Consider the following 16,668-nt stretch of genomic DNA (forward strand, 5'->3'; position numbering starts at 1 on the left):
CCGATAGGATAAAGACACTAAATTTCTTCCCGTTTTACGCTTACACGCTTCGCTTCCTCGTACCTCGTCGCTGCAGGGTAACGCTTCAACCGGGGCTAATGAGGTACTGCAGTTTTTCATTTGTAAGGTTGCAGGGTGCACAATCCGTAGCTTATAAACCCGATTGCAATGCAAAGCCCGTAAGCGAGGTACGAGTGCGGACTTGAAATGGAAAGCGGGACCACAATACCCCAAGAACCACAAGTCATTCGTTTCCTAATTTGAAGAATCCGTTTTGCTGTACCTGGCTACAAAAAACATTACTATAAAGACTAAAATGGGATTTAATGTTTTCATAAACTAAGGATCTAGCGGTTCATCAAAATCAATTTGTAATGATGCTGTATTTAAGTAGAATTCTGATTCGGTATCACTTAAACGTTTTCCCTTTTTATAAGGATAGTAACCGAGTTCCTTTTTGCAGCGTTCTAGCAGAACATCGGTGATGTAGTAGCTCTGCGATTTCATGGTACAAACCATTCCAGCTTTATTTACCGGCATACCGTACCTGAACATCAGTCTGGAACAATTGCGCAGGTTGGTGGTGGTGTGGCGGGCATGCGGTTCCATAATAATGGCACTTTCGGGTACCTGAAGGGTTTCCATTAAAAATTTCTTCATTTCATAAGCTTCACTAAACCTGGTTTTGTAAGGATGTACCCGTCCGCCCGAAACCACGATGAACGGTGCCGCACCTTTCTGGTATTGCAAAGCGGCTAAACGGCAACGGATCATTCCACCAGGGCTGAGCGCAACATCTTTTTCTTCCGGGCCAGCACCCGGAACCAGGATTACGCTGTAAGGATATTTTTTCCAGTCTGTTTTTTTGATCCGGTTAACCGCGGCAAGGTTTACGCCTTTAGCCATCGGTTCGTAATCTGCGGCATCATTACGTTCGTTCAATTCTAAAGCTTCCAGTGTAAATAAAATAGCCGGTTCAAAAAAGAGCTTATTATTGTCATGCAGGGATAACAATGCGCTGGCTGCGGTTAGTTCTGTATATTCTTTATCCCTTAAACTGAAGCTGATGGAATCTATTTTCGGGTAATTGGGTTTGTTTCCTTCAACATATACGCCAATGGTGTAATTTATCGCCTTGGCATCCTGCTCCCAGGCTTTAACTAAAAGCGTTTTGTGCTGTTCTTTGGCAAACATGGAATAACAACCTGAGGGGATCAGATGATTTTTTACCAAATCTCCCAATGGATTATTTTCTGTATAAAGCAGCGCCAAACGGTTTCCAATATGGGCTATTTCCTCATTGTTGAATTTTAAAGCTTTTGCGTAACAGCTAATATCTGTTTTGCAGGTTTTCACCGCTTCATTTACCTGCGTGGTTTTTGTTTTGTAGATGTTATTCAGTACCGGATCTGTATTTAGCATTTTGCGCAACCCGGGCAATTGCTGAAAGAGGCTAAGCAGGTAATAATTTTTGTATTGCACTTCGTTCCTGGTCTTAATTAATTGATAAGATTGTTGTGGTACATCCTGTGCAGCTAAACCTGTGCAGAACAGGCAGAGCATAAGGAAAGGATAGAGGGATTTCATTGAAAAGTTTTGGTGACAAAATTAAAGACCTGCCATTAAAGAAACATTAAGAGGGTGTTATGCTTTGATTCCATAGTAAACCGATTTAGATGTTATTTAATTTGGCTTAATGTTAATTTAAAGTACGTGTTCAGATTGGTGTGAAGAGTTAACGTGGGGGATACATAGTGTTAAAAATACACTTATACTTTTGCCGCTGTAGAACGCTCTGTAATTAACCCTGTTAACTTAAAAGGATAAGCCTATGTATATGTGAAATCTACACTTCTACTTAAAACACAAAACCCAATTATATTTCAGAACCATTACTAAGAACAAAAAGATGACATCATTTTTTTTAACCGCAGGTATAAAAAATACCTGCCGGAAATTGCTTTTGCCTTTAGGCTTACTGGCCATCTGTAATTCAGAAGCAATAGCAGTAAACCACGGTATGCTTGCTCCAGGAGTACACCATAAAATATTTGCTTCGGTAAGTGGAACGGTTACCGACCAAAACAACCAACCTTTACCAGGTGTAAGCGTATTTGAAAAAAAGACCAAAAAAACAACGGTTACCGATGCTAATGGTAAATACTCTATTCCGGTTGAGGATGGGGCAATTTTAGTATTCTCTTATATCGGTTACGATAACCAGGAAGTTGCGGTTAACGGACGCCAAAATATTAATGTTATTTTAAAAGAAAGCAGCAATACCCTAAATGAGGTTGTGGCTATTGGTTACCAGAAGATCAGAAAATCGGATGTAACCGGTGCTATTAGCAGTGTGAAGGCCAGCGAAATGAATTTAACTTCTCCTACTGTTGGCCAGGCATTGGTTGGTAAGGTTGCAGGGGTGCAGGTATCGCAAACCAGTGGTGCACCATATTCGGGTACCAAAATCAGGGTGAGGGGAATCGGTTCCATTAACGCTAGTTCAGATCCCTTATATGTAATTGACGGTTATCCCGCAGGAAACAACGTATCCATCAATCCGGAGGATATCGAAACCATCGACATTTTAAAAGATGCGGCTTCTGCTACCATTTATGGCTCAAGGGCATCGGGTGGGGTTGTGTTGATTACCACCAAAAGGGGTACGGATGGAAAAGGAAAGTTTGAATATGATGTTCAGGGTGGTATTTCTCAGTTGGCCAAAAAAGTAAAATTATTAGATGCCAACCAGTTTATCCAGCTTTTAATCGACGGACGTAACAATGCCTATAAAGATCTATGGGTAAACTCAGGGAAAACCTGGAACGATGCCATGTTCGGTGATAACAATGCTACCCGTATCGCCAACATGGGTAATGGAAGTAGTGTAAGTATTCCGGCTGATCTTTATAATTTCAGCACACAACAGGCTATCCCTGCGGCTTATAATACCGACTGGCAGGATGAACTGTACCGCAATGCGGCTTTCCAACGCCATAACCTTTCATTTTCTGGCGGTACCAAAGATGTAAAATATTTTTTAAGTGGTGGTTACCAGAACAATGATGGTATTGTAACCAACACCAACCAAAAAGTAACGAACTTTAGGGGGAATATTGATGGCAAGGTGAGCGAACGTTTACATGTAGGTGCAAATATTTCCTATACCCAGAATGATAACCGCGAGGTGAGGGAAGGTCGTTACGATTTAAGTCCGATGATGTCGGCTCTGATCTACCTGCCTTATCTGCCGGCAAAGGATGCTAATGGAAATCCCATCCAGTTTGGCATGGGGGCTTTATCCTCTCAGTACGGTATCCAAAACCCAGAGAATCCTTTGGCTACTGTTGAACAAGTAAAAATTACCAGAAAAGGGGCTAGAAGTACCTATAATGCCAACGCTACTTATAAAATATTGGAAGGATTAGCTTTTAAAGCCAATTTAGGTACACAGACCTATAATGAGAAATATGATTTTTACCTGCCAACCAGTTTAAGTAATGGTAATAATCCGCCTTATTCTACTGCTGCAATAACGGCGGCGAATGCCATAGCACAAACCCTTAGCCAGGTCGATCAGCTTGGTGAGTTTACCTTAAACTACAATAAAACCTTTGGTAAACATAAACTGGATGTTTTAGCAGGATATTCTGCGCAAAAAACAACGAGCGATCTGATCCGTATTTCTGCCAGTGGTTTTCAGAATGATAATATTGGTGAAATTACAGATAAAGGTGCTGATGCAGGATTTTTAACTTTAATAACGGATGGATCGAATAAAACAGGTAAAGCCACCAATACCTTACTTTCTTATTTCGGCCGTTTCAGTTATAACTATGCGGGCAAATATTTTTTAACCGGTTCATTTCGCCGCGATGGTTCATCAAGGTTTGGTCCGTTTAATAAATACGGTAATTTCCCTTCGGTAGCTGCAGGATGGAACCTATCGGAAGAAGATTTCTACAACAGTTTTCTTGGTGAACAATCTACTGTTAAGTTAAGGGCGAGCTGGGGATTAAGCGGGAATAACAATATTCCGAATTACAGAACCGAGCAGGAAATGAGTGCAACGGGTGGGGTGGTTTTTGGAAACGCGATTTCTACCGCCATCTGGCCAAATTCCATCCAGGATCCAAAATTGGGGTGGGAATCTACTTCGCAATATAATTTTGGTACTGATATCAGTTTGTTCCGCAACCGTGTATCCATTATCGCCAATTATTACCTGAGTTATTCTTACAACCTGTTGTTCAATCAGCCGGTTTCCGGAATTTCAGGTACCTCATCTATCCTAACCAATCTGACTGATAGCAAAATCCGAAATAAGGGTTTTGACATTCAGGTAGATGGCAGGATTATTCAGCAAGAGGACTTCAATCTTGGTTTTAGCGGTAATATTGCGGTTAACCGTAATAAGGTTTTAAATATGGGTGGCGCAAGTAGCATCTTTACCAATGGTGCGGAGCGTTCATACATTACACACACTACCCAGGAAGGGTATCCGGTAGGCATGTTTTACGGATTTAAGGTTTTAGGTCGTTTGACTGCAGATAATGTTGGGAAGGTTTCGTCTTCTGCTTCAGCAACCAATCCTGCAAAAATCGGAGATTTATATTTCCAGGATACCAATGGTGATGGAATCGTAAACGATGCAGATAAAACGGTAATCGGCACACCATACCCGAAATTTACCTACGGATTTGCCTTAAATACTTCTTATAAAACTTTCGATTTAAGGGCATCTTTCAATGGGTCGTATGGAAACCAGGTGTTGGATGGCCAGGATTATTACCTATATAACTTTGAAGGTTCTGGAAACCAATATGTAGAGGTTGCCGATCGTTATAGAAACGAGTCAAATCCCGGTAGCGGCTTAAATTACCGCGCATCGAGGGCGGGTACGCAGAGCAATAGCACACGTTTATCATCTTTTTACATTCAGGATGGTTCTTATTTCAGGTGTACCAACATCACCATGGGTTACACTTTCCCAAAATCGCTTGCCAGTACGCTTAAAGTGAATAATATCCGCGTTTATGCTAGTGTAGATAATGCATTTACCATTACTAAATACAAAGGTTATAACCCTGAAGTGGATTATAGCGGAGGTGCCAATTTAACGCCTGGTGTGGATTATGGTAACTATCCGCTAGCCAGAACCTATAATCTTGGCATTAAATTAACTTTTTAAAATTCAGAACATGAGAAAAAATATTTATATCGTTTTAGCCCTGGCTGTTGTGGTTGGCCTTGGTGCTTGTAAAAAGGATTTTCTGGATCAAAAGAATCCAAATGCTGTAGCGCCTGAAAATTATTTTAAAACAGAAAATGATGTTTTACTGGCCGTAAATGGTGCTTATCAATCGTTGAGAAGCAGTAACACTATGGGTGAGAACAGTGGTTTATTTACCGATGAACGCTCTGACGATGCCGGAAGAAATGATAACCAGAGTAATGCGGGTGAACCTTTTCAGTTTAACGATTTTTCCCTGCTGCCAAGTAACTCCTATCTGAAAGCCCATTGGTTAGCCCTTTACAATGCGATAACCAGAACTAATTTTATTTTATCCAACATTGATAAAGCGAATTTTACCACTCAGGCTAATAAGGCAAATTACGCTGCAGAAGCTAAATTCATAAGGGCCATTATGTATTTCGAACTGGTACGGAAGTGGGGCGCGGTACCGTTGGTAACAAAACAATTATCAACTAATGAAGAGGTGACACCCTTTGTTTTCCGCGCACCTGAAGCGGATGTTTACAATCAAATTGTAGCCGATTTAAAAGATGGGTTAAACAGTACGTTACCCAACTTTCCGGCAACAGCGAATATCGGAAGAACATCTAAAGCCGCCATTAATGCCTATCTGGGTAAGGTTTATTTAACCATGGCAGCCACTCTGCCAAACAATAAGGCCGAAAACCTAAGCAATGCAAACACTTACCTGTTGGCAGCCTACAATATGAAAGCTTTTGGTAACCTTTCTGAAATTCCCTATACTGATGTTTTCGACGTAACGAAAAAAACGACCTGTAAAGAATTGATTTTCCAGATTTCTTACAAACAGGGTGATATTAATTATAGCTCAAGCATCGCCGCCAACAACCAGGCGAAAGGCGAAACCATTAATTCGTTAAAGGTTTCTACCGGTATCGGTGGTAATGTGAAGCTAGACCTTATTAACGAATATGAATCAAGTGATTTAAGGAAAGATTTTTCTGTAAAGTTTGCAAATGATGCTACGGTAAAAGATTGGTTTATTACCAAATTCCGTGATGCGAGTGAATTGGCTACGAAAAACGGTTATGGAGGCAACGACTGGATTTTAATGCGTTATGCTGATGTAATTTTAATGCTTGCGGAAGTTAATATGTTGCAGGGCAATGATGCTGTGGCTATTCAGTATTTAGATATGGTTAGGGCAAGAGCGGGTATGCCACTTTATGCAGTAACTAAAACGGATGCCACTTATGCCGCTAAATTCCCGACTTTAAAACTGGCTATTTTACACGAGCGTAGGGTAGAGTTTGCTTTCGAACACCAAAGATGGTTTGATTTAATCAGGAATTTTACTGCTGCAGAGTTGGTTACTTACCTAAAAGCGAAACCACAGTCGGCGTATGGAATTGCTAAGCTGGCTAACGTAACCACAAAAGACAGGTATTATCCTATTCCTTTTGATGAGGTGAAATTAGATCCGGTTAAAATGTATCAGAATCCGGGTTACTAAAAGAGTTGTAATGTATAAGAAAAGCGGTTCTGATCAATGATTGGGCCGCTTTTTTAGTTTTCATTGACAGATTCTAAAGAAAGTTTTCATTGCAATAAATTATCCCTCAGAATGACAATTTATAACAGACTCATGGCTTTCTAAGATCCGCGAAAATCTGCTGATCTGCGGGAGCTCTCTTATTCGTTCCCGCCGATTAAAGATGATAAACGCAGATCCAGTTTGCGAATCTCGCTCGTATTTGTAATTCCGTCCGAATTTGTCACTTTGAGCTTAGCCTGTACTCAGCTTAGCGAAGTATCGAAACGCCTTGTAAGATATTTAAACCAGGTCCTTCGACAAGCTTAGGATTGACATTTTTATCATACAGACTCCTGCATGGCTTTCTAAGATTCGCGAAAATCTGCTGATCTGCAGGAGCTCTCTTATTTATTCCCGCTGATTAAAGATGATAAACGCAGATCCGGTTTGCGAATCTCGCTCGTATTTGTAATTCCGTCCGAATTTGTCACAGCCCGTCGAAACGCCTTATGATATTTAAATCAGGTCCTTCGACAAGCTACCATAGACAGAATCTACCAGTACGGTAGTCATTCTCGCGCAGGCGGGAATCTTAATGCAGCATACAAAAAACTGCTAAGGCATTACTTTTACTTTATTCAACGGCATTCATGAGCACTCCGTGGTTCCAAATCAAGTTGGGAATGACGATTCCTCGCAGCTTATATTCCCTAAAAAATCTGTCACTCATATTGATTTTAAACAATTAATTAACCATCAGGATTGACATTTTTTAATACAAACTTGAAATGAAAACCGTGAACTGAAAATTGCTTTACCTAAATAATATTCCTGGTAATTTTGCCTTTTACAAGGTAAAGGGCCTGGATGTTTTTTTTACTAATTACGGTATCGCCTTTAAAATTTGGATTTGAAGAACGGAGGATTAGTTTATTATCATCAGTGTGCTGAAAGATTAGTTTTATAGTACGCAGACTGTTACTATCTTCATCTGTCATTACCACATAAGCTTCTCCCCACTGTAGAATTTCGTAATTGGTAATTTCTTTTATCGCTATAATTTCGCCTGCGGCATATTTAGGATACATGCTATCGCCATAAACAGGTAAGTAGGCTGTGCAATCGTTAAAAGGCAGGTAATTTACCAGGTATTCTGCGCGTTGTTCTTCTACGATGAGCTCTTTCGCGTCAGACAGGCTCATATCAAAGTAAGGAACGCCCTCTTTGCTTACGCCAACGGCTGGTTTCTTTTTGAAAAACGGTTCGCCAGTTCCATCCTCCAGCCAGGTTAAATTTACATCGAATTTCATCTCTAACTTATCTTTAATGGCGTTAGAAACATTAATCCTTTCTCTTAAAATGTCGGATAAAGAGCCCTGTTTAATATTCAATGCAGTAGCAAAATCTTTTTGAGTTTTAAAATACAATAAATCCATTAATGACTTTAAGCGCTGATTCTCGTTCATAGGTAATATGTTAATAAGTTATATGTATAAAATGTAGTTAAACTTATTTTATTTTGCTAAATTCGTTAGCTAATATAATCATTTAAAAATATACACCATGGAAGGGAACTTAAATTTTAAAAAAGAAACTGTGGCATTTATTGATGCGATTGAAAGCTTTTTTTCATCAAATGGCGTAAGCTACCATTTAAATTTTTTAAAAAACTGGTTAATCCCTCCACGGAACGAATTCGATTTTTCGCCACAAAAGCACCCGGCACAGCTGTTGGTTTTTTACGAAAAATTAGTGCCGCTTTTCGATTATTCGGATTTAATTTTTAACCACATTGAAACCGATACCGCATTTGTGAAAGCGATTGGGGCTGATGAATGTGGTGTGGAACGCGAAACGGTACTGCTTGATTACTGTCCGAAACTGTTAAGCAGCGGTGAAATGAAAAATCCAAAACTTACCTTTCTTGATATTTTCCTGTTTTTTCAATCAGATACCTATAAGCTGATTTACAAAGAATGGTTGTTGGCCGCACTAGAAAATAACCTTGATCTGGATTGGGATCAGTATGTTGCCGCGTTTTACGAGAATACCAAAAAAATGCTGGAGGCTTGCTGGCTCATCCACGAAAGGATTATTACCAGAAATAGCTTTAAAAATACCGATCGCTACTATCATACGGCTATATTCGAAAGCACATCGCCTTTGGCTTTTGAACAGGAATTATTTGATAATCCATTTAGTGTAATTGAATTTTTCTTTAGTCTGGATAACCTTACCGGGCATAAAGCTTATTTAAAGAGCTGGTATAAAGCTGCTTTAGCTGAAGAGCAATGTGTGAGTGATGTGGCCGATTATTTTTTCTTCTATAACCAATTTACAAAGCTGCTTAACGCGGGTTATTTAATCACAGCTAAAAAACTAACTTATCAAGGCGCCCCTTCCGGGGGTTTGCCCGCCGTTAAAGATCAATTTGTAAACAGCGATACCTATCGCAAAGAACTGTGCGAGGTAAATACGCTGACTGCGGTACACATAGAAAATCCTTACCTGTTTGTGGAGTCCTTTTTTATTCCCGAAAAAATTAAACAGCTGCGTCTAGGTCTTTTAGAGTGGTTGTATGCGGCTTTCAGTACCAGGAGCAGCATTAAACTAATGGATAAGGAATTTTTGTTTGAACAGTATGAAAGCATGATGATGATTATGGAAGCTTTTTTTGTAATGATTACCAACCCTGTGTTAGATGAAATTGATGAAAGGGATTATGATGTGGAGTAAGTTTTTGAACCCAGAACATGCTGCGTTAAAGGATGAAAAAACCTTGCATTTGTTAAAAGATATTATAGCTGCGGTACCAGTCCAGTATATTTATCTCCATCACAGCTTTTTGGCCGATAAGACTGCGCAGGAAATGTTAATTATGGTTTCGTTTAAACATGTACATATTTTAAATGAATTAACGCCAGTATTAAATATTATATTTAACGGGCAAATGGAATGGAGTTACCGCGTTTTCCATGTACACGAGGTGGAGCAGGCATTACTGCAGGGGAGTTTGTTTTTTTACTATGCCACCACCGCTCAAAATTGTTTATTCAGTATATCCGGAAATTTTCTAAACGGGGGCGCACCGAAGCTTGTGGCCGATCAGGTTAGCACTATGTATCGTCAGGGAATAGATAAGGCTAATAAATTTTTGGTAGGGGCAACCTTCTATTTTAAACAACAAAATCTCGAATACAGTGCCTTTATGCTGCACCAGGTTTTTGATCTGATGTACCGGGCCATTGAAGTTTTGGTAATGGGAAAGGATAAAAAAACACACCGCATTAAAGTTCATCAATTGTATATTAAACCTTATGTAAAGCCACTTTCAGAGCTGTTTAATGATAACGAGGAAGAGGTTAGTCTGTTGCATTTGCTTGATGAGGCTTACCTGGCTGTGAGGTACGAAAACTGCTACACTATCGGTGAGCCAGATGTGTTACGCCTGTTTGAGAAGGCAGATTTATTGTATGTACTCGCAGAACAGGTTTATCAGGGCATTATGAATAAGCATTTCGATCGGCAGGAGAGCAAAATAAGTATGGGTTAAGTGTTGCTGATACGTCCTCTGGGCGATAGTATTGTCTTTTTTTGCTTATTATAACTATTTATTTGTATTATTTATTTGTATTTCTATATTTGTCTTGAATCATCTCTCACATAATTATTAATCTAAATTAACGCATGAAAAAAGACTTTGTTTTGTTGAAGCAGTGTGCATTGGCTTTAACACTTTTAATTACCCTGTCCATTATTCTCCATTCCTGTAAAAAAGATAACCACAGTCAACCAAAAATAACTACATTCGATCTGCAGGAGGCTAAAAACTGGGTTAGATCGAATCTCAAAACAACAGAAAATAATCCATTTAAAGCGATGAGCCCTAATTAGGATAATCTTTATACCAGTATTGTAGATAACCAAACCATTATCGAGGTAGGATTAAATAATCCCGATAAAATTTTTGTGGGGGATAGTCCAAATGATGCTACTGAACCAAATTTAGGTTTGTCCAAATGTAACATTAGATTGGTCTTATTCAAAAACGCAGATAACAATACAATTGTTTCTGGTTGTTACATGGCGGTGGTAAACAATATACAATTAAAAAAATCAGAAATTCATTATAAAAACGTTGGTGATTTAACGGGCAAACTTTACTATTTTAATACTGATGGTAGTTTTAGTAATGGTTCACTTTATGCCAACGGTCAAATTGCCAGGCGTACAGCTAATTTAAATTTGTTAAATGAATCCTTAAGAAATATAAAACTGCAGTACTCGGATATAAAAACATTAAGCCTAAGCATAAAAGATAAAATAATTGCTGTAAAATCGCCCTGTGCTGATGGGATTGACATACCAATTTGGGGCCAATCTTGTGTGGGTGTAGAAGGATATGAGGTTTGTTCTCCTTATATATCTGGTTTTGCTCATTTGCCAGGAAGTTGCGATGGTGATTACGGCGATAATGAAGGATATGCCGGTACGCATGGGGGTTATTCAGGCAGTGGGAGTAACGGAGGAAACCCCATATCCAATAAAGAGATAATAGATAGCTTACAGGGATATCCATGTGCCCAAGCTTTGATAAAGGAAATGAAAACAAATATATGTACTGATATAGCCACATTGATCAAAAATACTTTTGCCAAAAACGACCTAGTTAATATAAAATTTAAGGCGGACAATAGTTTGAAAGGAACAACGGTAGATGGTAAAGAAAAAGGTGGTGGGTTTTCAATATATACTGCTGACATCACTATTGGTTTAAATCCTGATGTATTAAATAATTCAACGCAGGAGTATATCTTAGTTACAATGTATCACGAAGCACTTCATGCATTTTTCGATAGACAGCTTCAATATTGGGACCAACTGAATTTCAAAGAAAATATGAAGGTGTTCAAGTCAATGGCGGTCGATTATTGGGAGTAGTCAATGATAGCCATCTGCCTATGTCATATCATAACTACGTGAAAGGTCTTAAGGATGTGATCATGAAATTCAATACGAGTTTCAGTGAAGACCGTGTTTGGGCGCTTGCTAAGGCTGGTATAATTCTGTCCTTATCAGAAGAGAAGGCAATCAATGATCAGGAGAGAGATACAACTAAATCAGGATTCACAGGAACTAAATGTCCTTAATAACAAAAATATGAAGAATAGCTTTAAAATAATCATTCTTTTATGTACCTGGTATATAATTAATACTGGTGCTATCCATGCTCAAAGTTCTAAAACGATTGCTACCAATACAGAAACACCCAAAATGACGGCTTTAGAAAAGTCTTTTATCAAAATTTTTTCTAAGAGTGATCCAAGCAGAATTCTAAAAGACAGTGTTTCAATGTACGCCATAAATTTCACAATTGATGTTGTAAAAGATAAAAACAATAAAACACTGGTATCAAAAATTACTGCAAACGATAGTCTTGGCTATATTTTATGCCCTCATTATTCAGAATTGAAAAAGCTTGATTACAGAGAGCTGTTTTTATTGGGAGAAAAAAAAATCAGTATAATTATGCCGATACTGATTTATGGACATACTGAAAAAGAAATAAAATATAAAGATGCAGATGGAAACCCACTGATTAGTTTAAGATCGGCTGTAAATACAGCGTTCCATCTTTATACAGATTTACCCTATAATAATTTAAAAGATGGACCAACTACTTATCCCCGATACCCACCTGAATATAATGAGAGGCATAAAAGCACATTTATTAGAAGAATTATGCTCGAACCATATGTTTTCAATTTAACTACGATTTCTAATTGATTACCGGTTCTATAAGCTTTAGAGGCGCCGCAAACAAACAAGCCCTAGACATGGCTAGGGTTTGTTTGTTTTTAAAATTCTAATACCGCATCCAGAGCCTCGTCTGCTTTTTCATGGGAGAAATTACTTTGGTAATTCATCTGAATTCACTGTTGGACTAAATCCTGATGTTTTAAATAATGGAACTCAGGAATATATCTTGGTTACAATGTATTACGAAGCACTTCACGCATTTTTTGATAGGCAGCGCCAGTTATTGGGAGCTACTGAATTTCAAAGAAGATATGAGGGAGTTAACGTCAACGGCGGACGATTGTTAGGGGTTCCCAATGACAGTCACATACCTATGGGCTATCAAAATTTTGTGAAGGGCCTGAAAGATGTAATCATGAAATTCAATACAAGTTTCAATGAAGACCGTGCTTGGGCACTCGCTAGGTGCGGTATAATTCAGCTATTACCTGCTGAAAAAACGCTCAATGACCAAGAGAGAGATACGACAAAACCGGGATTTACAGGTACAAAATGCCCTTAAAATGAAAGATATGAAAAGCAAATACAAAATAATCATTTTCTTATGCATATGGTTTATGACCTTTGCCATGCCAATTTATGCTCAACAGTTAAAAACGACCCCTGAAAATACTGTTCCCCCAAAAATGACGCCATTGGAAAAGGCTTTTATCAAGATTTTTTTAAAAAGTCGTCCAAGCAAAATTTTAAAAGATAGTGTTTCAATGTATGCCATAAATTTTACAATTGATGTTGTAAAAGATAAAAAGAATAAAACGTCGGTCACAAAAATTACTGCAAATGATAGTTTAGGTTACGTTTTATTCCCGCAATATTTAGAATTAAAAACACTTGACTATAAAGAGCTGTTTTTACTTGGAGAAAAGCAGATCAGCATAATTATGCCGATTTTGATCTATGGGCACACCGAAAAAGAAATAAAATATAGAGATGCAGACAGAAATCCACTGATTAGTTTAAGATCGGCTGCAAATACAGCGTTTCATCTTTATACAGACTTACCGTATAACAATTTGAAAGAGGGTACAACCGATTACCCGAGATATCCGCCTGAATATAATACACGGCATAAAAGTACGTTCATTAGAAGAATTATGCTAGAGCCAATGATTTCTGATTTAACTAAAGTATTTTAGTAAGCGTTAAGGAAATTACCAGCAAATTGTCCCTAATTAAATAGCTATGAAGAAGATTGTTTTATTCAGCTTGTTTTTCCTTTAATTAATAATGTCTACTCTCAAGATTTTAATAAAAAAAAATATTTCCTTGCAGATACGGTATCTACCTCCAAAGGAAGTAAGTTTTTGCAAATAAAATGGGTTGATGTTTTTGAACAATATTTTATTTTCTTTTGTAAGTGCGCACCTCCATATAAAAGCTATGTTACTTTTTCGTATATAAACAAAAAGGGAGATAAGAAAGCCGAGATTGTTTCTACTAAGCCTGATTATAATTATATCAGCTTTAAGGAGTTGGTGGATATGTCGGGCGAATGGTACAATAATTTTGATAACAAATATGATCTATATATTACGGAGATATTGCCTGGCAATAAGTATCGCACAAATAAAGTGAAGTTTGTGCCTTACAGGCCACCTGTTAATGATGGGGTTATTTTGAACGACAAACAGTAAATGATTAATGGAATTGGAATGAAGACTTTTTAATCACTAACCATAAACTCACCAGGTGTTTTTCCGAAATGTTTTTTAATTCTAAACTAAAATATTTACGATTTACAATAAAGATAAATCCATTGTTTTATTTGAAAATGAAAGTTTATTATTTCATCGGCAACAGCAGCCCCGTTATTCGCTTTATCCCGATAGAAAAAATCGGGATGCACGCTACTACCGGGTTTATGAACAGGGGTTTGTGCAAAAATATAGCTCGCCCAATTGGGGAAAATAGAAGCAGTTCACTGGCCATCTAGACCCGATTGGAGTGAGCACGAGCCCGATATTTCATCGGGTGAAGTAAAACGGAAAGCGGGACGAAACCTGAATAATTGTACAGAATTTGCGCTCTAAATAATTGGAAAAAAACTCGCCTTAGCTATTATTAGCTATTAAACGTGCATATTAAAGAAAATAAAATATAAACTTTTTTTCTGCCTTCATGATCTGTTCGCAGTTCATTTCGCTTTTTAACCCTAGGACTGCCTGCCGATCATAAATTCTGAACAGATGCACCCGCACCCTGAACCAGTTTAAAAGCCTGGAGCGGACAAACCATAAAAAAGGATTATAAAGTTGAGTATTCATACCAATAATAAATATCGTATAAATATATTTGCGATAGGATCTGATCTTAGTTCAGGTCCTGATCTCAAAACTCAATTTTTAACCAATGAATAAATTTGAAAGCCGTTACGCTCAAAGCCCTAAAGAAGTTAAACAAATGGATACCGCAGCTTTGCGGGAAAATTTCTTAATTGAAAATGTATTTGAGGCCGACCAGGTAAACCTGACCTTATCTCATTTTGACAGGTATATTGTTGGTGGTGCAATGCCTGTTGATCAGAAAATAGCACTTCCAAACCCTGATGATTTAAAAGCGACCTACTTTTTAGAACGCAGGGAACTGGGGATTATCAATGTTGGCGGAAAAGCCATTGTTACTGCTGATGGCGAAAAATACGAACTGGATTATAAAGAAGCTTTATACATTGGAAAGGGTACAAAAGAAGTTTTTTTTGAATCTGCCACACCAGGTGAGGCGGCTAAATTATACATCAATTCTGCCCCTGCGCACCATACTTATCCTACTAAAAAGGTAAGCAAAGCCGAAGCGGAGATTGTAGAGTTGGGTACACCTGAAACAGCCAATCATAGAATAATCAATAAGTTGTTGGTGAACAGTGTTTTGCCAACCTGCCAGTTACAAATGGGTATGACTGAGTTAAAATCGGGTAGTGTCTGGAATACCATGCCTGCGCATACACATGATAGAAGGATGGAAGCCTATTTCTATTTCGAAGTTCCGGAAGGGCAGAGTGTTTGTCACTTTATGGGCCAGCCACAAGAAACCCGTCATATCTGGATGCAGAGCGATCAGGCGGTAATTTCGCCAAACTGGTCTATCCATTCCGGAGCGGGTACAAGCAACTATACTTTTATTTGGGGGATGGCCGGCGAAAACTTAGATTATGGCGATATGGATCACTGTGCCATTAACGAACTGAAATAATAATTTCTTACCGTCATCTCGATCCGATAGCTATCGGATGAAGCTTAGCGAAATGGAGCAATCTTTAAATAGAACTTTAGAAAAAACATGTCTGACATATTTAATTTAGCAGGTAAAACTGCATTAGTTACGGGTTGTAAACGAGGAATAGGGAAAGCTATGGCTTTAGCTTTGGCCGAAGCAGGTGCTGATATTATCGGTGTTTCTGCAAGTCTCGAACTTCAGGGCAGTACCGTTGAGAAAGAAATTTTAGCGCTGGGTAGAAAATTTTATGCTTACCAATGCGATTTTGGTAAACGCGAAAATACCCTGGCTTTTGCGGCCCAGGTAAAAGCAGACCATCCTGTTATTGATATTTTGGTAAATAACGCCGGAACGATTTTACGGCAACCAATTGCTGAGCATTCAGATGAATACTGGGATGAAGTAATTGCCGTAAACCAAACGGCACCGTTTATTTTAACACGCGAAATTGGCAGAGAAATGATTGCCAGAGGTAGCGGAAAAGTAATTTTCACGGCATCATTGCTGTCATTCCAGGGCGGTATTACCGTTCCTGGTTATGCCGCCAGTAAAGGTGCAATTGCCTCTTTAACCAAGGCTTTTGCAAATGAGTGGGCCTCAAAGGGTGTAAATGTAAATGCGATTGCACCAGGATATATTGCAACCGATAATACTTCTGCTTTACGAGAAGATCAGGATAGAAGCACTTCTATATTATCCCGTATACCTGCCGGAAGATGGGGAACACCAGAAGATTTTAAAGGACCTACATTATTCCTGGCCTCACCGGCCAGCGATTATGTTCACGGCACAATTTTGACCGTTGATGGCGGTTGGATGGGACGTTAGTCAGTCAAGAGTCTTGAGTCCTTAGTCTTGAGTCGACAGTTCGGGATTTATATTT

Annotated in this window: 14 protein-coding genes; 12 read left to right on the plus strand and 2 right to left on the minus strand. The window is 38.6% G+C overall.

The window, feature by feature from the left end:
- Nucleotides 1–339: 339 nt before the first annotated feature.
- Nucleotides 340–1,587 carry a YdcF family protein gene (locus FFJ24_RS00675; RefSeq protein ID WP_138820290.1) on the minus strand — a complete coding sequence of 416 codons (1,248 nt, stop codon included), beginning with the start codon at nt 1,585–1,587 and terminating at the stop codon, nt 340–342.
- Between the two features lie 322 nt (nt 1,588–1,909).
- Here FFJ24_RS00675 and FFJ24_RS00680 point away from each other — a divergent pair, with 322 nt between their 5' ends.
- Both FFJ24_RS00680 and FFJ24_RS00685 read left to right on the plus strand, forming a co-directional pair.
- Entirely contained in the window at nt 1,910–5,191 is a 3,282-nt protein-coding gene (locus tag FFJ24_RS00680) for a TonB-dependent receptor (RefSeq protein WP_138820292.1), read from the plus strand.
- A gap of 10 nt (nt 5,192–5,201) precedes the next feature.
- Nucleotides 5,202–6,731, plus strand: a complete 1,530-nt coding sequence (locus tag FFJ24_RS00685) for a RagB/SusD family nutrient uptake outer membrane protein (RefSeq protein WP_138820294.1) — start codon at nt 5,202–5,204, stop codon at nt 6,729–6,731.
- Nucleotides 6,732–7,570: 839 nt separating this feature from the next.
- On the opposite strand, the gene FFJ24_RS00690 is transcribed toward FFJ24_RS00685, so the two are convergent.
- Nucleotides 7,571–8,218 carry an XRE family transcriptional regulator gene (locus FFJ24_RS00690; protein ID WP_138820296.1) on the minus strand — a complete coding sequence of 216 codons (648 nt, stop codon included), beginning with the start codon at nt 8,216–8,218 and terminating at the stop codon, nt 7,571–7,573.
- 97 nt (nt 8,219–8,315) lie between these two features.
- On the opposite strand from FFJ24_RS00690, the gene FFJ24_RS00695 reads away from it, so the two are divergent.
- The 10 genes from FFJ24_RS00695 to FFJ24_RS00740 all read left to right on the plus strand — a co-directional run bounded on the left by FFJ24_RS00695 (nt 8,316) and on the right by FFJ24_RS00740 (nt 16,613).
- Nucleotides 8,316–9,488, plus strand: a complete 1,173-nt coding sequence (locus FFJ24_RS00695; RefSeq protein ID WP_138820298.1) for a hypothetical protein — start codon at nt 8,316–8,318, stop codon at nt 9,486–9,488.
- On the plus strand, nt 9,454–10,305 hold the full coding sequence (locus tag FFJ24_RS00700) for a HEPN domain-containing protein (protein ID WP_138820300.1): 852 nt from the start codon (nt 9,454–9,456) through the stop codon (nt 10,303–10,305). Before FFJ24_RS00695 ends, FFJ24_RS00700 begins: the two co-directional genes overlap by 35 nt.
- Nucleotides 10,306–10,439: 134 nt before the next feature.
- Nucleotides 10,440–10,646 carry a hypothetical protein gene (locus FFJ24_RS00705; RefSeq protein ID WP_138820302.1) on the plus strand — a complete coding sequence of 69 codons (207 nt, stop codon included), beginning with the start codon at nt 10,440–10,442 and terminating at the stop codon, nt 10,644–10,646.
- Between the two features lie 75 nt (nt 10,647–10,721).
- Nucleotides 10,722–11,693 carry a hypothetical protein gene (locus FFJ24_RS00710; protein WP_138820304.1) on the plus strand — a complete coding sequence of 324 codons (972 nt, stop codon included), beginning with the start codon at nt 10,722–10,724 and terminating at the stop codon, nt 11,691–11,693.
- A 219-nt stretch (nt 11,694–11,912) separates the two neighbouring features.
- Nucleotides 11,913–12,539 carry a hypothetical protein gene (locus tag FFJ24_RS00715; RefSeq protein ID WP_138820306.1) on the plus strand — a complete coding sequence of 209 codons (627 nt, stop codon included), beginning with the start codon at nt 11,913–11,915 and terminating at the stop codon, nt 12,537–12,539.
- Nucleotides 12,540–12,600: 61 nt separating this feature from the next.
- Complete coding sequence (locus FFJ24_RS00720; protein WP_138820308.1) at nt 12,601–13,074, plus strand: hypothetical protein; 474 nt, start codon at nt 12,601–12,603, stop codon at nt 13,072–13,074.
- A 10-nt stretch (nt 13,075–13,084) separates the two neighbouring features.
- On the plus strand, nt 13,085–13,708 hold the full coding sequence (locus FFJ24_RS00725) for a hypothetical protein (RefSeq protein WP_138820310.1): 624 nt from the start codon (nt 13,085–13,087) through the stop codon (nt 13,706–13,708).
- Between the two features lie 168 nt (nt 13,709–13,876).
- A complete protein-coding gene (locus FFJ24_RS00730) occupies nt 13,877–14,206 on the plus strand; it encodes a hypothetical protein (protein ID WP_138820312.1) in 330 nt (109 codons plus the stop codon).
- Between the two features lie 715 nt (nt 14,207–14,921).
- Nucleotides 14,922–15,761, plus strand: coding sequence for a 5-dehydro-4-deoxy-D-glucuronate isomerase (gene kduI, locus FFJ24_RS00735; protein WP_138820314.1), 840 nt, complete (start codon nt 14,922–14,924; stop codon nt 15,759–15,761).
- An 87-nt stretch (nt 15,762–15,848) separates the two neighbouring features.
- The gene (locus FFJ24_RS00740) at nt 15,849–16,613 is read left to right on the plus strand and encodes an SDR family NAD(P)-dependent oxidoreductase (RefSeq protein ID WP_138820316.1); all 765 of its coding nucleotides are present in this window, start codon (nt 15,849–15,851) and stop codon (nt 16,611–16,613) included.
- The last annotated feature ends 55 nt before the right edge of the window (nt 16,614–16,668 follow it).

The sequence above is a fragment of the Pedobacter sp. KBS0701 genome (genome assembly GCF_005938645.2).
In the GTDB taxonomy this organism is placed as follows: domain Bacteria; phylum Bacteroidota; class Bacteroidia; order Sphingobacteriales; family Sphingobacteriaceae; genus Pedobacter.